Origin of the sequence: Trinickia acidisoli, assembly GCF_017315725.1 — a bacterium.
Classification (GTDB): domain Bacteria; phylum Pseudomonadota; class Gammaproteobacteria; order Burkholderiales; family Burkholderiaceae; genus Trinickia; species Trinickia acidisoli.
In genome coordinates, this window is record NZ_JAFLRG010000001.1 from 231,970 (window position 1) to 251,408 (window position 19,439).

13 protein-coding genes and 1 pseudogene are annotated in these 19,439 nt (G+C 58.4%); 6 read left to right on the top strand and 8 right to left on the bottom strand.

Annotation, left to right across the window (positions count from 1 at the left end):
• Positions 1-11: 11 nt before the first annotated feature.
• The 7 genes from J3485_RS01100 to J3485_RS01130 form a co-directional block, all read right to left on the bottom strand.
• Positions 12-1,937: a site-specific DNA-methyltransferase gene (locus J3485_RS01100; RefSeq protein ID WP_242538444.1), complete on the bottom strand. Its 1,926-nt coding sequence runs from the start codon at positions 1,935-1,937 to the stop codon at positions 12-14.
• A complete protein-coding gene (locus tag J3485_RS01105) occupies positions 1,934-2,623 on the bottom strand; it encodes a DUF4391 domain-containing protein (RefSeq protein WP_206950783.1) in 690 nt (229 codons plus the stop codon). Before J3485_RS01105 ends, J3485_RS01100 begins: the two co-directional genes overlap by 4 nt.
• Positions 2,620-5,910, bottom strand: coding sequence for a helicase-related protein (locus J3485_RS01110; RefSeq protein WP_206950784.1), 3,291 nt, complete (start codon positions 5,908-5,910; stop codon positions 2,620-2,622). The genes J3485_RS01105 and J3485_RS01110 overlap by 4 nt, the downstream gene beginning before the upstream one ends.
• A 37-nt stretch (positions 5,911-5,947) precedes the next feature.
• Positions 5,948-6,148 (bottom strand): helix-turn-helix domain-containing protein, encoded by a 201-nt coding sequence (locus J3485_RS01115; RefSeq protein WP_206950785.1) that lies wholly within the window; start codon positions 6,146-6,148, stop codon positions 5,948-5,950.
• Between the two features lie 557 nt (positions 6,149-6,705).
• Positions 6,706-7,095 (bottom strand): DUF7079 family protein, encoded by a 390-nt coding sequence (locus tag J3485_RS01120; RefSeq protein ID WP_206950786.1) that lies wholly within the window; start codon positions 7,093-7,095, stop codon positions 6,706-6,708.
• Between the two features lie 5 nt (positions 7,096-7,100).
• Positions 7,101-7,604 carry a hypothetical protein gene (locus tag J3485_RS01125; protein ID WP_206950787.1) on the bottom strand — a complete coding sequence of 168 codons (504 nt, stop codon included), beginning with the start codon at positions 7,602-7,604 and terminating at the stop codon, positions 7,101-7,103.
• Positions 7,605-8,115: 511 nt separating this feature from the next.
• Entirely contained in the window at positions 8,116-9,237 is a 1,122-nt protein-coding gene (locus J3485_RS01130; RefSeq protein WP_206950788.1) for an MrcB family domain-containing protein, read from the bottom strand.
• Between the two features lie 459 nt (positions 9,238-9,696).
• Between J3485_RS01130 and J3485_RS01135 the strand changes: the two genes are divergently transcribed.
• From J3485_RS01135 to J3485_RS01155, 5 genes and pseudogenes are all read left to right on the top strand, one after another.
• The gene (locus J3485_RS01135) at positions 9,697-10,944 is read left to right on the top strand and encodes a nuclease-related domain-containing protein (RefSeq protein ID WP_206950789.1); all 1,248 of its coding nucleotides are present in this window, start codon (positions 9,697-9,699) and stop codon (positions 10,942-10,944) included.
• 82 nt (positions 10,945-11,026) lie between these two features.
• Positions 11,027-11,910 (top strand): annotated as a pseudogene (locus tag J3485_RS29625) (restriction endonuclease).
• Positions 11,911-12,462: 552 nt separating this feature from the next.
• Entirely contained in the window at positions 12,463-13,410 is a 948-nt protein-coding gene (locus J3485_RS01145; protein WP_206950790.1) for a hypothetical protein, read from the top strand.
• A gap of 79 nt (positions 13,411-13,489) precedes the next feature.
• The gene (locus J3485_RS01150; RefSeq protein ID WP_206950791.1) at positions 13,490-13,759 is read left to right on the top strand and encodes a MoaD/ThiS family protein; all 270 of its coding nucleotides are present in this window, start codon (positions 13,490-13,492) and stop codon (positions 13,757-13,759) included.
• A gap of 35 nt (positions 13,760-13,794) precedes the next feature.
• Positions 13,795-14,988: a WD40/YVTN/BNR-like repeat-containing protein gene (locus tag J3485_RS01155; RefSeq protein WP_206950792.1), complete on the top strand. Its 1,194-nt coding sequence runs from the start codon at positions 13,795-13,797 to the stop codon at positions 14,986-14,988.
• Between the two features lie 226 nt (positions 14,989-15,214).
• Here the strand turns inward: J3485_RS01155 and J3485_RS01160 are convergent, their stop codons facing one another.
• Positions 15,215-15,427: a hypothetical protein gene (locus tag J3485_RS01160; protein ID WP_206950793.1), complete on the bottom strand. Its 213-nt coding sequence runs from the start codon at positions 15,425-15,427 to the stop codon at positions 15,215-15,217.
• A 323-nt stretch (positions 15,428-15,750) separates the two neighbouring features.
• Here J3485_RS01160 and J3485_RS01165 point away from each other — a divergent pair, with 323 nt between their 5' ends.
• The gene (locus J3485_RS01165) at positions 15,751-19,437 is read left to right on the top strand and encodes a hypothetical protein (protein WP_206950794.1); all 3,687 of its coding nucleotides are present in this window, start codon (positions 15,751-15,753) and stop codon (positions 19,435-19,437) included.
• Positions 19,438-19,439: the final 2 nt, after the last annotated feature.

The window sequence follows — 19,439 nt, forward strand, 5'->3', positions numbered from 1 at the left end:
CGCGGTGCCCGTCAGATGCTCTTCACTTCAGTGGAAGGCGACAGCAGCTTGAAGATTTGCTCCACGTTGATCTTGGTCGCACTGTCCTTGAACCCGGCGTCGCGGAACACCACGCGCAGCGGTTTCGCCATGGCCAACTCTTTAACGAAGGGTTCGTCGATCCCGCCATTGGCATCAAAGCAAGCGGCCAACGTGTCGCCATCGACGAAGAACGCATCCTTGCCGTGGATGTCCTTCTTTTCGATAGGCAAGGCGAGGTCAATCCCCCAGTCCAGCATCACCTGAAACAGGAGGTCTTCCGCGGTGCGGTCGGGCTTGATGTTGTCTACGAATAGATCAAGGTTGGCCTTGTCTAACACATCAGGCGCGTAATAGATATCGGACATGTTCGAGGTGTCGATCTTGAGGACGCGGAAACCGACGTCTTTGTTCCACGTTTCGCTCGCTTCGCGACCTCGCGCCCGTCGCCCAGCCAACCGGATGCGATCCATAGCCAGATCCGAGATAGTCCTATAGCCGACCTTGTAGGCTTCGCTCTCCGTGCTCAGAATTTCGGGAAGCTGGACCAGAATGAATCGCCGATTTTTTCCGTCGACTGCATTTAATTCGAGCATCGCCTCTGCCGTCGTTGCTGAACCGGCGAAGAAATCCAACACGATCCCGTCATCGCAAGCGAGTTGAATGAGCGTTTGAATCAATCCGACGGGCTTTGGTGTGTCGAAAACCGATTTTTCGGAGAACAACTCCTTGAGAATGTTTTTGGCACTCTCGTTAGTGCCGACTTCCTCTGCGAACAGGATGCTCTCCGGAGTAAGACCCCGGTCTTTGGCCTCAAGATAGGTCTTGACACGAGGAACGCCGTTCCCGTCCTTGCCGAACCATATCTTGCCGTCGGCGATTTCCCTGTTCATTACCTTCTGGGTGTAGAGCCAGCACCGGCCGCTTTCAAGTTCGTGCCGCTTCCCATTCGGAGCAGTCAGCACGTAAAACTGGTCCTTGGTGCCGTGTCCGGCCTGAGCTGTAGCTGGGTCAGACTTCCAAGGCCCGCGCGGATCGTTGTCTGGGTTCTTGTAGTTCGCCAGCGCCTTTGCCGACATGGGCAACTGCTTGAGAGGGCGCACTCCCTGTACTTGACGCTTTGAGTAGCAAACAACATAGTCGTGCCGAGACGAAACAACCTTTCGGTTTTCTCTATTCGTTCGCTTCTCCCACACGAAGTTCGCGACGAAGTTATCCTCACCGAATATCTCATCGCAAAGGCGAACGAGATTCGCAACCTCGTTGTCGTCAGCGGAGATGAAAATAACCCCATCGTCAGACAAAAGATTTCTCGTAAGCTTGATCCGGGGATAGATCATCGACAACCAATCAGAGTGAAAGCGCCCGTTAGTATCTACATTTGCGACTAGCCGAGCCCCGCCGTCACCGATTTGATTGGAGCGAGCCAGAAAGGATTGCGCATCTTCCGCGAAATCGTCGCGGTAGACGAAATCGTTCCCTGTGTTGTACGGAGGGTCGATATAAACCATCTTGACCTTACCAAGGTACGTTTCCTGCAACAGTTTCAACGTATCGAGGTTGTCCCCTTCAATGAACAGATTCTTCGTCGTGTCGAAATCCTCGCTCTCTTTGCGCGCCGGACGCAGGGTCTTGGCAACCGGGGCATTAGCCGTTAGTAGGGCCTCACGCTTGCCGGGCCAGCTCAGTTGGTAGCGTTCCTGCGGGCCTTCGACAACGGATGCCGAAAGCTCCTGCTTGAGCTGGTCGAAATCCACCACCAGCCTCACGCTGCCGTCTTCTCCTTGGGCTTCTGTCACGCAGCCGGGAAACAACTCGCGGATGCGCTCGATGTTGTCTTCGGCCAGGCTGGGTGAATGCATTTTAAGTTTTTCCATCTTCTCGTCCTGAATCATTGTCCTGCGACCGCCGAGGGTCATCGTCTGACTTCTTCTAGTTCGGATTTGAGTTGTCGCACGGCGGCGTTAATCTCCACTTTGCGATTGAATTGTTTTTCCTTCGCCAGCAGGGCCATAGTCTTGTCCAGCTCGCGCTGCTTGGCCTGCGCCAGCTCCACGCGCGCCACCAGATCGACCAGCGATTCCTGTGACCGCACGGACAAGGGAATCAGCCGATGCAGCAGTTGCTCGTACAGTCCGCCCATGTGCAGGGCCACGGGCATGACCGTGCGCGGGCATCCGATTGGCAGCCAGTCCGTCGCAAAGTAGTCGGAAAGCACCCAGCGGCCGGCGTCGGATTCACTAGGCCGCTTGTAGGCGGCGATTACCTGCGTTCTGCCATCGAAGGTCAGCTCGAACAGGATGGGAAATGGGATGGCTCCGTCGATGCAGCGCAGCACTTCGTGGCGCAGTTCCGGGGTCTTGAGCTGGAGGGCGAACACCTGAATCTCCGGCACGCCGGGGCGCGCGGGCAGACGGAGTGTTTCCGGGGCTAGCTTGAATGCCCAAACTATCTGCTCCACCTGCTTGACGAACAGGTCTTTCAACCGGGCATTGGCGCCGCTATGCTCGTACACTTTGTTCTTCGGTAGCGTGCGGCCAAAGGCGGCCTGCGAGGGATACGCGATGAACGCCGGGTGCTGCGATGTGAGGCGAGCTTCGGTCATTCGGCCTCCTGTATCACCAGAAAGGCGATCAGCTCGAAGTCGTCCAGCCCATTGATAGTGTGCGTGAGCGCCGTGGTTTTGCCGCCGGTGAATAGGCTGTCGAGGTCTTTCTCTTCCTTCACCTCGATCATCGAGCGGATCGCCTTGCTCAAGAGGCCGGAGTACGGCTGCATCCTGCGACCGTCTGCAGTGGCCTTGTTGAAACGTTGGCAGGCGTCGGCAATCGGTTCCGCTTGTCCCTTGCAGCAGGTGCGTGCCAGATCGAGCAGGCGCTTGACTTCGGTGTGGTCGTGGACGATCTCGCCGTCGTTGTTGATGTAAACGAGGTAGTACGGGTGCAGCCGGTTGTGCTGGGGCAGATTCGCGGGCGGGTTCACGCCCGAATTGCGATTGCGCAGCGTGAAGATGACGCCGGGCGCGAGGCCCAAATCGGAGTTAGCAGGCACGATGGCGTGCAGGCCGTTGGGCGACCTGTCGAGTTCACCGTGGGTCTTGACGTAGTTCAGCAAGTCCATGCGGAAGTCGTTGAGGCCGAGGTCGGTTATGGAGACGCCGGTCTTCAGGTCTTCCAACTCGATGACTTCCTCCTGCAGGCGGCGCAGTTGTTCCTTGCGGTAGGACATGTCGTTGGCCTGCGCGGAGATGACGTTGTCGTCGCCAGTGGCGGACACATCCACAATCATCATCCGGTTCTCGACACGCTCTTTGAGGTTGATGTATTCGTCCAGCGAGATGTCGGGCCAGTAGTTCACCAATTGGATGCTACGGTTAGGCGAGCCAATGCGATCCACGCGCCCGAACCGCTGGATGATGCGCACCGGGTTCCAGTGGATGTCGTAGTTGATGACGTAGTCACAATCCTGAAGGTTTTGGCCTTCGGAGATGCAGTCGGTGCCGACGAGTACGTCGATTTCCGCCGGTTCGTTTGGCAGCACGATGGCCTTCTCTTTGGAACGCGGCGAGAATAGCGTCAATAGTTCCTGAAAGTCATATGCCCTGGGCAAGGTGGATTTGGGTCGGTCGCTGCCCGTAACCTTGCCGGTGTGCAGTTTCTGGCTAGCCAGCAGTTCTGGCGAGAGGTTGGCGTAGAGATAGTCTGCCGTGTCCGCGAAGGCGGTGAAGATCAGCACCTTGCGATTGCCGGGGTTGATGGGGTTCGCGATCTTCTCCAGCACAAGGGCTTTGAGGTGCTGGAGCTTGGCGTCGTCGGCTGGGGTAATCTTGGACATCGATGCCAGCAGCGCCTCGATGTTGGCGAGATCGACCTTGAGGTCGTGTTCCCACGAGGGCAAGTCCATGTCGGCCAGATTGATCTTGACCTTCCCGCCGATGTCACTGCCCTGATCGAGTTCATCGAGCAGGTCGTCTTCCTCGGTGTCGAGGTCTTCCAATACTTCGGTCAAGTCCGCCACACTGGCAGCGCTGCCGGTCTGTTTGTGGCCAGCAATCTTCTCCAGCGCGTTCTGATGATTGGCTTGCAGGGATTGCAACGTGAGACGGAATGACTGGACTGAGCTTTCCAGCCGCTTGAGCAGGTTCACGGTCATCAAGCGTTGCAGGCCGCTTTCACGGCCTTCCAGACTCAGGTTGCCCTTCTCGTCGCCAGATTGCGCGTTGTAGCGATCGATGTATTGCTGCCGTTTGCTTGCAAAGATGTATTTGGCCGGTGCATACACCGCCAGCATGAGTTTGGTCAGCTGTTCGAAAATCTCGTTAAAATTCATCACGTCTGACCGCGTGGTCAAGGCGCAATGGAACGACAAGGGCTTGCGGCGTTCGGGAAAATGCCCGATGTCCTTGGTGTCGTAAAAGGTCTGGATGTGCCTGCGCGAGCGCGCGATGGTTACGCTGTCCAGCAGTTCGAAGAAATCGAAGTCCAGCGCATCCAGGATCGCCCGCGGCGTGCGTTCTTCTGGTGGCAGCTTCGACCATGCATTGAATGCCTTTTGCGCGTTGCGGAAAACTTCCTCCACCGATTTGCTGGTGCGCAGCTTCTTGCTGAGGTTTTCCGAATCGCCTTCGTAGGCTAGTGCAAGCTGGTTACGCAGGTCGGTGAAGCGATTGTTGACCGGCGTGGCCGAGAGCATCAGCACTTTGGTCTTTACGCCTTCGCGGATGACCTTGTTCATCAGCTTCTGGTAGCGAGTTTCCTTGTCCTTGTAGGCGTCGTCGTTGCGGAAGTTGTGCGATTCGTCAATGACGACGAGATCGTAGTTGCCCCAGTTGATACGGTTGAGCGGTGTGCCGAAGGATTCGCCGCTCGTGCGGCTCAAATCCGTGTGACAGAGGACGTCGTAGCTGAAGCGGTCGCGGGCGAAGACGTTGGTCTTGAGGTTGCGGTTGTAGTTGAGCCAGTTGTCTGCCAGCTTCTTCGGGCACAGCAGCAGCACCGACCGATTGCGCAACTCGTAATACTTGATGACCGCGAGCGCGGTGAAGGTTTTGCCGAGGCCAACACTGTCAGCGAGGATGCAGCCGCTGTAGGTTTCCAGCTTGTTGATGATGCCGGTGGCCGCGTCTTTCTGGTAGTTGAAGAGCTTGTTCCAGATCAGCGTGTCCTGATAGCCCGTGCGGTCGTTGGGCAGGACGTCTTCGCTAATGTCGTCGAGAAACTCGTTGAAGATGTTGTAGAGCATCAGGAAGTAGATGCCTTCCGGAGAGTTCTCCTGATACACCGAAGCGATGTGGTCGCAGATCTGCGCGGTGACGTCCTCGAGCTTCCCCGGATCGTTCCAGATCTGATCGAACAGGCTCAGGTAGGTGGTCGTGAAGCCCGGCTCATCCATCTTGTTGACCAGATTGGAAACGGCGTTGCCCTGCTGGTAGCCTAGATCGACGGCGGTGAAGCCATGCAGCGGCAGGTAGGCGGCGCTCGCTTCCGCCGACTGCACGCAGGCGAACTGCTGCATCGGGGCCTTGCTACGGTTGCTGCGGAACTTTGCCTTGCGACGCAGCCAGTCAGCGCATTCCTTCGCGATGGCGCGCTGCGTGAGCTGGTTGCGAAGTTGGATCTCGAACTCGCTGCCGTAGAGGCTGCGCTCGCGGTCGAGCTTGGGAATGTGAAACTCCCGGCGCTCGCGGCGAATCTTGTCGGTCACTTCATCCGCGACGAAGGTGGGCGCAGTGAAGATGAAGCTCAGTTCCTCGATCTTCTCCAGCTCTGCCTTCAACGACTCGTAGGCGTACATCGAGAAGCAGGAGGCTGCGACTTTCAGCTTTGCGCCGGGCAGGAGAGTCTGCTTCAGGTCGTCACCGAGCAGACGGTTGATGTTGTCGATGATCTCCATCAGGCACTCGTCCTCGAGGGGAAAGCCGGGCGGGCACTCATTTCACCTCCGGCTTCTTCGACTGGGCCGCAATCCAGCCGTTGATGTCAGCCGTCCGGAAGCGCCACGTCCCGCCGACCTTGAAGGCCGGGATCTTCTTGGCCGCCGCCAGACGGTAGATCGTCCGTTCCGTGACCTTCAGGTACTCGGCAACTTCCTTGATGGTGAGGATTCCGCCTTCGCTGTTGTTCGTGGGCATTGGTACGGCCGATCCGTGGTAAAAGACGACAGGATAATGCAGAATTTTCCTATTGACGACCAGGAGCGGCACAATGCGGAGACACTACGACAGGTACTGCCGGGTGAGTGTCTTGGCTGGGTTCGCGCTGCATAAAACGCCAGCGTATGGCGGCCCACCTTAAACACGGCGCGCGAGGAAATTCACAGCGGAGCGTGGAGACGGGGAGAGCTTGAATGCCGCGGCGCCTTGCGGTGGCTCGTGACGTTGCTGTCGACTTCGCCGGCCCCGCGGCATTGCAGGCGGAACAGAAGTTTGCGATTTACAGAAGTCGGCGTCGACGTCGATGCGTGCTAGGGCGACTCGGAAGCGAAGCCAGTTCAGCATTAGCTGCAGGTAGCTAGACGTACTCGAAGATCATTGACGGTTGCGTTGGGTGGGCCTTGCCAAGCGGCCGATGCGCCGTACTGTTCCCATGCTTCGCCGACTGTCACGTCCTGGCGTTTCTTGGTGGCTTGCCACCCAACCCGACTGGCTTAGAAGGCTTTCCGTTTGCTCCTGCCGATAGTCGCGCAACTCTACTCCGGCGCTATCAACGAAAGCCGCGACCGAATCTTCAGCCACCGATCACTCACCACGTTCGGCAGCGCCCCGGATGCGACAAAGCGCGCCAAAATCCGCAACAACCCCGCCCTCTCGCGCGCAAGATAAGCCCGCACATCTTTCACAACCGCCTCCCGCGCCCACCCTTCCATTTCCGGCACGGCGAGCGGAGAGAGATTGCTACGAAAAACCGGCGCAACTTCCTCGCGAAGCATCTTCTCCAGTTCGTCGAGCGAATACCCAGACTGACGTAGCGTTTCCGCGATCGCTTCGTAGTCGTAGTCCTGCAACTCTTTGCCGACAAACAGTTCGGAGAGCGCTTCCCACACCGGAGCGCGCCGTTCGAGGTTCAACGGTTCCGTCACGGCGATCACCTAGTCGGGCGTGGATATAAAGAGTCGAGACCGGCATCCGCGCCATAGGTCGCGAGCAAGCCACCAACGAACACAATTGCCCCCACGCAAACCGGCGCTGTCGCTGCGCATACGCCCACCGCAACCGCTGCACTACCGGCCGCCCAGGCACCGATAAAACCGGCGCCGGCCAAGGCGCCTTGCCGTGCGAGTTCCCGCGGCTTGTCGTCGGCTTCAGCGACTTCATAAACAGCGACTGCGAGCGACACCAACAACAGTCGGCGGCCGGCTCGCCCCAACTGTCCCGCCAACCGCATAACGCCTTCGTCAGGCCGCCCCGTTGCTTGAATGATTTCCTTGAATACGCTCGCTTGACGCTGTTCTGACAGTGCGGAAAAAGTACTGCCGTAGAGCCGCTGTGCGTACTTCTCCGATAGTTCCGAAACACTGCGTCCCTCGCGCTTCAATCGCATCGCATACGCGTGGGCGGTCGGGCTGCTTCGACGGCGTGCAAATTCCATGATTTGATTTCGCATTGCTACCGCCTGGGCTGTTGCTTCGCGAATAGAGATGCGCCCAGCATCGATCGCGGCACGGAGCTCGTTCGGAACCGCAGCGATGTCGCGCGCGTATTGAAGCCTTGCGCGTGCGTCATTGATGCATGTGGCACCGACCTGCGAGGCTGTCGCTTGGAGGCCCGCGAGGGCATCTTCTAGTGCTCGGTTATCACCGGCAACAGGTGAAGCGGTATGACTATCGGCCATCGTCATTGATTTTTTTTCCGTTGACGTGATCGGTGCTCACTCTCTCACTGTGACTCGCCGATCATTTTTGTCGAAGGATTATAGCCGCGTCGTGCATCCGATCGCCTGTCGAGGCTGCGACGGTGCGCGCTGTCGTCGTTGCCGGCGATCGACACACGGACGGCACATGCGATCACGGCCTCGATGACGAAAGGAATACTTTGGCAGAGGTATCTACCACGTCAACGGCCGGCCTTTACGACTCGCAATCGCGCGAGCGCAAACGGCCTCAATCTTCCTCAGACAGGCTCTTGTACATCTTCTTCAGGCGATCGAAGTCTACATCGATGCCTCTGCCCCGGAGGTCCGCGCTTCGTGCATCGTGTAAGAACTTGAGCGCTTTCACCTTTTCGGCGGCCCTCCCGTAGTGAAGCATCCGATGGCAGTTGGGGCAGAGCGCGGCGATGTTCTCCTCGACATCGAGGCTGTGTTCGAACTCGCTTTGCAAGCTGAAGAGAATCAGATGATGAGCTTCAACATAATTCCGTTGCGTTCTTGCCGATGTGAACGACGTGTGCGGGTCGTTCGCGGTTGACAGCGCGCAAGAGGATTTCGCTATGGCAAGGGCACGTGCAGCGATGTCCGGTGACCGCACATAAACGTCCCTTCCTCTGGACTTACCCATCGCCGTACGGGGTTGCGGTCCCGTTGTCGACGCAACCGGCGGCGCTTTCGCCGAGAGGCTATGCACTGCGTCACTCAATTCCGACGCGGCCACACCAACATCCAGTCCAATGAGTGTCGACGGATAGCGGCTCGCAAGTTTCAAGTAAGCATTCAAGAGTTCGCGCACATCGCTCTCGATCTCAGCCATTGACGGCATCGCTTCGGCGAAATAAGTTCGCGAGAGAATCGCGCCCACCTCGTATCCCTTCGCGAGGTCGCCGTTGGTGTGCAGATCGATTCTGCCCGACCGAAATCTTTGTGGTGCTGACGATACCTCGCCATAAGCCGCCCTCGCGCAATCCTCAAGCTTCAAGTACGCTAGGTCCTTCGCCGCATACCGTTGTTTGAAAGCCGTGTAGCTTTGATTCAGCGATATGGTTACAGACGACATGTCTTCGGCGAACAGGAATACGATGTAGTAACCCTCGCTCGCATGCAGGGTGATCGACCGCTTGAAAATCGCTACCCATGGCACGCGTGCAAACATCCGATTTGGCTCTCCTGCTGAGCCATGAATGCGGAAGTCTTCCGGATCGTGACCGGCTCGGCCCAAGCATTCCTTTAGGAAGGACGATATGTCTTGTCTGAGCGCTTTCAGTGCCGGTGTCGTGTTGGCTCCGGGAACGTGCGCGTATGCAGCCTTTGTGGGCAGGTAATGCTGGAAGACATCATCGAAAATGGTCACGATCGCCCACTCTGCATGCAGATTTTTTAGTCGCGAAACTTTCAGCCACAAGAAATGTGGCGAAGTGGTTTTCTGTTCCCGTCGGACGCAAAAGACAAGATCACTCGTTAACGGCAGGAGTTAAGGCTGTCTGAAGGGGAATCGACGAGTAATTTCGCCATTGCGAGGTGCGGCGATAAAGATGGGTGAAACCTAATCGTCAACCAAGCCCCGGACTGCGCCGCGATGAGGTTTGGCTGCATCGCCCAATCACGTTCTGCATTTCCGCTCGTCGATACGCTATGCCCCGTCGAGATTGATCGGTTGCTAGTGACTATATGGAAGATGTTGTAAGCTCGGGCTTATCTAGTCTATAGAATCGACTGTTATTGAAATGTCAGGCGTCCTGTCGCGTCGATGCCTTCGTACGGCTCATTGATTCTAAGCGCCTTAGCTCAGCCGCATCATGCCATCCAAAACATGCCAAATATCGAACTGTACGTCGGCAAACGAAAGAGGCGCCAACGCTCCGAGGAAATCGTGCTGTCTCGCGTCCTTGATTGGCTTATCGAGCACGAAAAGCAGGCAGTCATCTTCTGTGACATATGGATCGGCAATCAGCAGGTCGACATTCTTGTCGGAACCGAGTCCACGACGTTACAGTTCGAAGTCAAGGGTTGGCGCTCGCCTGTTAAGGGCGGGCAGAATGGCGACTGGGAGGTGACGCGTCCAGACGGAACTACCGCCCTGTGGAAGAATGGGTATCGACAAGCACTTGATAACAATCAGAGTCTCCGTGACGAAATGTCGAGATTTCTTCGTAACGGTGTCGACGTCCCTTTCCCGAAGGGTGCCGTTGTCTTTGAGCCACGCATTCACCCTGACTCCGAGTTCGATATTCGACAGGATAGCCGTGTCGCCATATGCGGTTCCGATCAAATCGGTGATTTGCTCGGAGCGCCGCGTCTGAATCCATGGCGACTGTCTTGGATGCGTGATTTGGCACAGACTCGACGATACATTAGGTTGCCTCTCCCCAAGCCCGCTGTCGATTACAGCAGTCATACGCTCGATAAGCCGCAGATAGGCGCCGCAGCTTTGCCCAATGCCGGCTACGAAGCGACACCGATCGTTGTCATCGATCGCCGAGACTCATTCATGAGGACAGTGGAGCACGCGCGGCCAACACGTCGTGAGGTGGTACCGCAAGCACCTTTGACTGAACGGGTTCGAACAGAGTACACGGCCGGTCGTGCGACGCCGAGCGTCTTCGTACCGGTGCATTCACGAGACGTTCCTCGCGGACCTGGGCGATGGATAAGCGGGCTGCTTCGATACACGCCAATATTGTTTGCGCTGCTCGCGGCAGCATATACGTTCAAAGCGGTCTTCCCGCACGTCCATAAAGATTTGCCCTCAAACGTTGCCGCCGCGCAGCGACCCGCAGCCGCATATTCTCAGAGTAGACGCGCTTTTGCGCATGCGCATTTTCGCGTCATTCATCCGAAGGCGACGCCGGTGCATGCAGGCGCGACCGCTGTTAATCCTGCGGTCCGTACCTCCATGAGTCCCACGTATGAGACTTCGGCGCCGGCCGCGTCAATCACCTGCCCGACGGGTGTCGATAGGTTGGGCTGCAATGGTCGGGTCGGTATTTTTAGTACGCCTGAATGTCCGCCTGGATTTGAAGTGTCAGGCAACACGTGCGCCCGGGCCGCCGGAGATTAAAGAACAGGTGTTCCTGCTTGACAACAAATCTGGACGCGGTAGCCCCGCATTGCTCAACGCCGTCCAATAAACGAAGGTCACGATGCCGAGAAGAAAAAGCACGAGTCCCTTTGACGACCTAGTCGTCGTAGCCGCGAAACTTCCTTGGTGGCTGAGCGTCATCCTTGCCGCCGTGACCTACGCCGTTCTCCACCGCTTTGCGACAGCGGGCGTATCGACCAACGTCGCTATGGCGCAGGTGGGTCAGATGGTCGTGCATCAAATGATCAAGGTTCTCGCCACGTTCGGCCAATACTTGATTCCATTGGCTTTGCTAGCGGGCGCTGCCGCTTCATACTTCGGTCGACGCAAGAGAGTGCGCTTGGTCCACGACGCAGCCCAAACTCAATTTCCCGATGCCCTGCGCAACATAAATTGGCGTGACTTCGAATTACTGGTCGGCGAAGTCTTCCGCATGCGCGGGTTCGTAGTAACCGAAGCAGGCGGCGGCGGTGCCGATGGCGGCTCGACTTGACGCTTCGGAAGGGCAGCGAAGTATTCCTGGTGCAATGCAAGCAGTGGCGTGCTTTCAAGGTATCGGTCATCGTCGTCCGCGAGCTATACGGCGTAATGGCGGCCAAAGGCGCAGCAGGTGGATTCGTCGTGACATCCGGCGTCTTCACTCGCGACGCGCATGAGTTTGCAGAGGGAAAGAACATCGAATTAATCGATGGGACCACGCTCGCAGCGATGATCGGCAAGTCGCGTGCTGCTCCACGCAAGACTCCGGTGTCCGTCAACAGCGTCACGCCTGCTCCCACCGCGCAATTGGCAACGTCCGCGGCTACGCATATGGCCGGGCCGAGTTGTCCGCGCTGTGGCAGCGCGATGATGAGGCGTATTGCCAAGCAAGGTGCGAATGTCGGCAACGCCTTCTGGGGATGCTCTGAATTTCCGAAGTGCCGAGGAGCACGTGGCGCGGACTAGCTGCCCGCACCGCCGCTTACACCCCCCGCCCCCGTTTCTTTCTCGACCGCGACTCAATCCCATGTTCGGCCAGCAACCTCCTCAGCCGATAATTCTCAGCAAAGAGGCTAGCGATAACGATGGTCATGATGATCGGTCCCGACCACTGACCGGTGTAGTGATAGAACGCCCAAGCGCCGAGCGCACACGCCACGGCGGTTAGGACCAGCGCGACGCGGTCAAGAATCCAATTCATACGACCACCGCCCGCTTCTTGGCTGCGGCGACCTGATCTGATGACACCTGCGTATCTCTGGTGCAAACCGTAGAGTTGCTGGCTGCGACGACCGGCATGTTGGACCCTCGGGAATTTTTATGCGCGCATTTTATCTGAAAGATGCGCGTATGATCTCTCGGGAAACGCCATATGCCTACTGCATCGGCGAGCATGAATGTTTGTCCGTAATGGAAGCGTGCTCGTGCCCATCAGAAGTCATACAGTTGCATTTCAATTTCAAATGTGACTCCGCTTCGCTCGTTTAATACTTTGACTAAGAGATAACGATGCCAAGAATGATGAAAAACCTACTCATCAACTTACTCATCACCACAGCAACTCTCTTCGCCGCCGCCTCCACCCAAGCCGCCGGCACCGCCCATTCCCTCGACCAAGTCCCTTCGAAATTCGACACCCCCGAGGCCCTCGCGGCATACAACCAGGACATGGGCAACGCGAAGGAAAGCGACGGCTTCGGCACGCGCCTTCCCCCCGGCTTCACAAAGCAAGCCGTCATCGCCCAACTCGCCCCCGGACAAAACCCATCCCGCACCGTTCTAGTCGGCGTTAAACCCTGGCCGCAACGCGCGAACGCATACGTCGCGGTCGTTTGCATTGCCTCGACCGACCAAATCGCGAAACAGGATCTGCAATTCACTCCGCCACAAAATTGCGACGGCTACGACCCCTCTGGCGATTCCAATACACCTCAAACCCAAGTCTGGCTAGGCGTCTTCGAACGCGCCCCAGACGGCGCCCCGAAGCTGATCGCACGCACCGAAAACCCACTCGACCAAGGCGTCGATTGGAGCGCAACGGACCTCCAAGTTCCCGATGACCTCGACGGTAAGTCCGAAGAGAACGCACGCCCCGAACAATGGCTGCGTTTCGATCTCGCGCCATATCAACTCCGCGCGGGCGACTACGCATTAGGTGTCCGCGCAGGCTGGTCCGTTTCATACTCCGGCGGAGGCGCGTCCTACGAAGCGCTCTATCTATTCCGTATAGACGGCACCGCGCTTCGTTTGGTTTTCGCGCAGCCGATGACGTACTACAGTGACATCGCCGGCGATTGGCACAAAGACAGCACACGCGATCACGATATCAACGACGGCAGCAATACGTTGTCAGTACTTCCAACATCCACAGCCGGCTTCCACGACTGGCAATTGCGCGAACGCGGCGGCAAGTGGCGTCAAACATTTCACTGGTCCACGGCTGACGGCAAATATGTTTCGCACTAAGCCGCGGCGCAGCAAAATCCACCCCATCGCCTTCGACTACACTTAAGAACCTACTCGAATACGAAAAGCTGCCCCCGTTATGGCGCACTTGTTTTTCGCGGCCTCGATTCAACGCCATGTCCCGATGCCGGAGCGCGACGTCGCCGCTCAATCGGTAGACGAGGCATTGGCCTTTGCGTTCGCGGACGAGCCTCGTCTACGTGGCTACATCCTCGACGACCAAGGCGGCCTGCGTCGGCATCTATCGGTATTCGTCGACGGAAAGCCGCTGCGCGATCGTCGTCGTCTTTCCGATCCGGTCGGTACGGACAGTCGCATCTACGTAGTACAAGCGCTCTCGGGCGGCTGACATCGCGCGTATAGACATAGAAACGGAGACTCCCTGTGAACGGCGACCGCTTGATCGTAGGCACTCGCAAAGGTTTGTTCGTCTTCGACGCGGACGGTGCTGCGCCGCGTCGCTGGAAACAGGTCGCGCTCCACTTCATCGGCGAGCCCGTCAGTTCGGCGCTCGCCGATCCGCGCGACGGCACGCTTTACGCCGCGCTCAATCTCGGTCACTTCGGCGTGAAATTGCATCGTCTACGTGCAGGCGCGAGCGAGTGGGAGCCTTGCACGACTCCCGTCTATCCGCCGCAGCCCGAAGTCGAGATGGCAATCGAGTCGACTATGTCGGCCGCTTCCGTCGGTACCACCGGTAGCGACGAAAGCGCTTCTTCGCAAACCGACTATCCAAGCAGCCCAACAGCGAGCGAGCCTCTATGGTCGCTCGAGCAGATTTGGACGCTCGAACCTGGCGGCGCTGATGAGCCCGGTACGCTTTGGGCCGGCACGATCCCGGGCGGTTTGTTCCGCTCGGACGACGGCGGCGAAAGCTGGGCCTTGAATCGCGCACTGTGGGATCGTCCCGAGCGGCGCGAGTGGGCGGGCGGCGGCTATGACCACGCGGGCATTCACTCTGTGCTCGTCGATCCGCGCGATAGCCGTCATGTGACGATCGGCATCTCGTCGGGCGGTGTGTGGCAAACGTTCGATGGCGGTGTCACTTGGCGTCCGACGTCACTCGGTATGGAGGCCGATTACATGCCGCCCGAGCGGCGCCACGAGCAGAACGTGCAGGACCCGCATCGCGTCGTCCAATGTCTAGCGGCACCGCAGATGCTTTGGACGCAGCATCATTGCGCGATCTTTCGCTCGATCGATGCGGGCGAGCATTGGACGCGCATCGAGGCGCAGCCGTCGAGCTTCGGCTTTGCCGTGGCCGTTCATCCGCGTGATCCGGACATCGCGTGGTTCGTGCCCGCGGTTAAAGATGCCTACCGTATTCCCGTCGATGGATGCTTGGTCGTTACGCGCACAAGCGACGGGGGCCGTACGTTCGAGCGTTTTTCCAAGGGGTTGCCGTCGGCGCCCGCTTACGATTTGGTGTATCGGCATGGGCTCACCGTCGATGCGACAGGTACTCGGTTGGCAATGGGTTCGACGACAGGCGACCTCTGGGCTTCAGACGACGCCGGTGAAAGTTGGCAAGAAATCTCGGCGCATTTGCCGCCCATCTATCATGTGAGCTTTGCTTGAATCTTGATGCCTCGTAGCGAGATGTCGATCCATTATCGATCTGTTTGGGGAAATTAGACCACGACGGCAACTGCGGTTATCCGTAGTAAAAATACCTGTTAACTCTAACAGCTATTTACTCGTTCCCCGGAGCATTAGTTTACGCAGCAGGTGTCGTTTTGAATAATTACGGGGAAGCGATGAACCTTACATTCCACTACGCTCGTCCTCCTTATAGCGCCGCTATTTACCACGTCATTGGCGTGTAATTTACAAACAATCGCGGGCGCTGCTTACCTAAGTCGCACCAATCGTGCTGCAACACGGTGATTGACATGCCGTGCTCGAACTGCTCGAACTGGAAATCGCCAAGCTCGAACGTGTTTGATTCGGCGACGCTTTCTCGTCGCTCGTCGTTCAAATTTCGACGCAAGGGGTGCGCATGCCTGAAAGCAATCATATTGAGACTTTCCGAGTTCGTTATCCGCATCGCTTATTAGTCTCGACGTAAACGATTTCAGGTGCGTGAAATCAGATAATCGAATCGTCGCCTTGTGCACGAGAAGAATCACGATCAAACGGGCACTCGACGATGAATTAAGGGAATAGAACAGACGATGTACGGGGCATCGGTTTGATCACGCTTACCCAAAAACATCGCGGCTGAGACGTCCATTTCGTTTGCTCCGCCCATGCAGGCGGATCTCGAAACCATATCGGGGAGCACGGTGTGCGTCACGCCTCACCGGGTCTGCCCGACTACTTCAATAGGAGTTGTCTGCCATGACCCAGAAACCTCCCAGCATTAAGACGCCAGTAGCGCAAGCCGTGGCCAAGCCCTACGCCCGGGCAACCGATTCTTCTTCGCCGCGCCTCGAGACCGAAACCAAGTTCATGCAGCAATACCAGATTGCCGCGGCCGTGCATGGCGGAGGAGACATCGTCGCCGTACGAAACGGCAAGGGGCAGGTCGAAGTCTTCACGGTCGGTACCGACGGTACCGTCTGGAACTTCTTTCCCGATCCGTTGAGCGACACGGGCTACAGCGCGATGAGCACGGGATTGGCCGCGCGCTGGGTCGTGGCCGGCCTGAATTCCGCGGGCCGCATCGTGCTGTTCGCGGCAAACAATCTCATCCTCAACTACGTCGTCGAGACCACCAAGACGGGCTCCGACCGCTGGGGAAGCGTGATGACGGCCACGTTGCCGCTGCCCGTCAACGCGACGGCCATTGCAGGCCTATATGCCGCGCAGATAGCGGGCAAGCTCTATGTGGCGGCGCTCACCAAGTTCCAGAGTGCGTCTCCCGGCAATTCCTATGCGCTGGCGACCTCCATTTGGGATCAAAAGCCGGGCGTATTCCAATCCACTTCGGTCACCCTGTCTTCGCTCAATTGCGTCTGGTCCGGCTCGTCGGCCAGCACCGCCGAATTCACGGTGCTCGATACCGTCTACCTTGGCTACAACGTCTCGACGCAGCAGGTCACGCGCTATCCGTTCGCCGCCACGTTCAAGTCCTTGGCCGTCGCGACAAGCCTGGACCTCGCCGGCAACAACAAGTATTTCAGCGTGCTCTCCGACGGCAATCTCTATCAAATGGTGGGCGGCTCGGGCGGCATCCCCTATAGCTGGGCTCAGGTGACGCAGAGCATGAGCTTCCGGGACGTGCAAAGTGCGGTGTCCACGTCCGGGCAGATCGAGTTGTTCACGCTCGACACCGGCGCGCGGTTGTGTCATTTCGAGCCGAATCAGCAATCGGCCACGGGATGGTCCAACACCATGGTGATCCAGACGGGGGTGGCGCTGCTGGGGGTGACGCAACTCGACCAGGGAAACATTGAAGCTTTCACGGTAGGAACGACCCAGGCCACGCTCAGCCACCTCATCGAGCAGGGGGACAGCGGCAACTGGCAGATCACGCCCCTGCAGGTGCCCACTTCGGGGCAGGTCGAGGAATTCATCTCCTACTCCACGGACCTGATGGTGTATGACGCCGCCGGCTCCCCGATGCCCAACGCTCCTGTACAGGTATGGGCTTCGTCGCAAACCCAGATCCTCGTGAACGGCGCGAGCTACACCGTGGATGCCCATACGCCGGCCAATCTCACGTGTTCGCCCGGCGGATCGCTGAGCATCACGCAAGGCACGGGCATGCTCGGCATTCCCGCGCTGCAAATCAATCTGGTCAATGTCATGCCGTCGGGGCAAGCGATCGCTGTCGAACAATATGCGGGGGTACAGGCGCAGCTCGCCACCGTTACCGGCACCGATTTGATGAACGCAACCACGGCCGACGGACAGTACCTCCTGCAAGACCAGTACCGCACCGTCGAACAGACCAATGAGTTGGCTTCGGCCTTCAATCAGTGCATGACGATGACGCAGTCCGCTTCCGTGAAGCGCTCTTTGCAGTCGCTTGCCCTGGGCGCGGCGCCCAAGCTGGGCGTGTCATGTGTCGACGCCGACCGAACCGCGGATTTGACTCGTTTGGGTGCCCCGACTCAAGCCCAACATTGGCAGTTGGATTTCAGCGCGGGCAAGCCCAAGTTCCGCGTGCTGACGGCGGAGCAGGCCGAACACCTGATTCACGAAAAGCGCGCCAAGCATGTGCTGACCACGCAATCGGTGGGCGGCTTCATGGACTGGATCGGCAGCATCGGCGATTTCGTCGAAGGGGTGGTCAGCGGCATCGTGAACGTGGTCGACACCATCATCACCACCGTCGGTAGCGCCATCAAAGCGGCTATCACTTTCGTGGTCAACGGCGTTCAGTTTCTCTTCGAGACCGTGGTGGAGTTCGTGCAAGATGCCTTCGATCTCGTCGAGGTGTTCTTTGCACAGGTGAAGGTGATCTTCGAGCAGATCTTCGAATGGCTCGGCTTCTTGTTCTCTTGGCCCGACATCCTGCGCACCCACGACGCGCTGTACTACACGCTGGACCAATTCCTCGACTTTCTCCCAGGTGCCGTCGGCGGCATCCAGACCAAGTTCGACCAGGGCATCGCTCAGGTCAAGGACCAGATAAGCGCCATCTTCGATCAATTGGTCAACAGCGTAGGCGGAACGTCGACGCTGGGCGGCTACACCGATTCGCAAACACCGACAGAACCGGTCTACAGCTCGGGCAATTCCAACAATATCGTGCTCAATGCGACCGTGGAGAACTCGCCGGCAGCGCAGCAAACCACGGTGGTGCCTCCCTCCAATACCGGCCCTTGGGACATCTTGACCCAGCAGATCCAGAGCCTGGCGACTTCGGTACAGAACGATCCGGCATTCAGTGATGCGCTCGCGTACATGGACAACCTGGGCGGCAGTCCCGACCAGATCTTCAGTCAACTGCTCAGTGCGCTGTTGCGCGTCATGCAAGGCCTCGCGAATGCCATGCTCTCGGGTGTTCAGGCTGTCGTCGATGGGGTGCTGCAGTTGGTGCAGACTTTCCTGACCTCGCTCAAGGATCTGTTCACCGCCGACTGGAACATCCCCTTCGTGACGCAGTTCTACTCATGGCTCACCAATGGATCGCAATTGAGCCTGGGCGACCTGTTCGCGCTCGTGCTTGCGATTCCTTCGACCATCATCTATAAGGCGATCAACGGCACCGCGCCCTTTCCCGATCAGGCGAGCGTCGATAGCTTCAAGGCCTCTTTCAGCGCGCAAACGATGCTGAACAACTCCGGCCTCGCGGCGACGAGCGCGGCGGGCAAAGCCGTATCCGCCAAGGCATCCAAGGCGCAGGCCGCGCCCGCTCAGGACAACTCGCCGAGCGCCGCGCAAGAGCTGCTGGGCATCGCCTCCGTGGTCTCCACGATGGCCTTCGCCTTCATCTCCGCGGGCCTCGATGTGCGGCCTACCACCGGGGCAGGTGTCGTGGATCCGCTGGTCAAGACGCTCACGAAGTTCGCCCTGGGCGGCGAGATCGTTGCTCAGGCCGCGGCGTGCCCGTGGATCTTCTCGTCGGGCGGACCGGACTGTACGACGGCCGATGGCGCAAGCAAGTGGATGTACATCTACACGACCTTGGGCGTGACGCTCGATTCGGCCTTCACGATCTACGACGAGGCCTTCCCCGAGAACAACGACACCACCTGGGGCATCGTGCTGGCCTCGCTCTATGGCGTGGGTCACGCGATCGTCACCGGCGTGGCTTTCACCAAACTCTCGGGCTACTCGCAGGCCGCCAACATCGTGCTGGTCATCCCGGAAATCGGCAAGCTGCTCAAGCTGCCGGCCGTTGAAACCGCCACGAGCGGAATCTCCCTCGTCGTGATCGCAGCGGCGGATGCGCTGTGCATCACGTCTGCCGGCATCCTGGGGTTCGTGGATATGAACAACTCGAGCAGTGAGTCGCGTCGCTTGGCCGCCGTGCCCGGCTCCGTGCCTCGCATCGGGCTCGACGCCATGCTGGGCGCCGCACGCGGTGCCTTACCCGGCGCTGCGCCTCAGGCCGTGCCGGCGCTCGCTAGCTGAGC

Coding starts and splice junctions, on each gene's coding strand:
- J3485_RS01100 (WP_242538444.1), bottom strand. CDS start 1,937: ATGACCCTCGGCGGTCGCAGGACAATGATTCAGGACGAGAAGATGGAA.
- J3485_RS01105 (WP_206950783.1), bottom strand. CDS start 2,623: ATGACCGAAGCTCGCCTCACATCGCAGCACCCGGCGTTCATCGCGTAT.
- J3485_RS01110 (WP_206950784.1), bottom strand. CDS start 5,910: ATGGAGATCATCGACAACATCAACCGTCTGCTCGGTGACGACCTGAAG.
- J3485_RS01115 (WP_206950785.1), bottom strand. CDS start 6,148: ATGCCCACGAACAACAGCGAAGGCGGAATCCTCACCATCAAGGAAGTT.
- J3485_RS01125 (WP_206950787.1), bottom strand. CDS start 7,604: ATGGAATTTGCACGCCGTCGAAGCAGCCCGACCGCCCACGCGTATGCG.
- J3485_RS01135 (WP_206950789.1), top strand. CDS start 9,697: ATGCCAAATATCGAACTGTACGTCGGCAAACGAAAGAGGCGCCAACGC.
- J3485_RS01145 (WP_206950790.1), top strand. CDS start 12,463: ATGATGAAAAACCTACTCATCAACTTACTCATCACCACAGCAACTCTC.
- J3485_RS01150 (WP_206950791.1), top strand. CDS start 13,490: ATGGCGCACTTGTTTTTCGCGGCCTCGATTCAACGCCATGTCCCGATG.
- J3485_RS01160 (WP_206950793.1), bottom strand. CDS start 15,427: ATGATTGCTTTCAGGCATGCGCACCCCTTGCGTCGAAATTTGAACGAC.
- J3485_RS01165 (WP_206950794.1), top strand. CDS start 15,751: ATGACCCAGAAACCTCCCAGCATTAAGACGCCAGTAGCGCAAGCCGTG.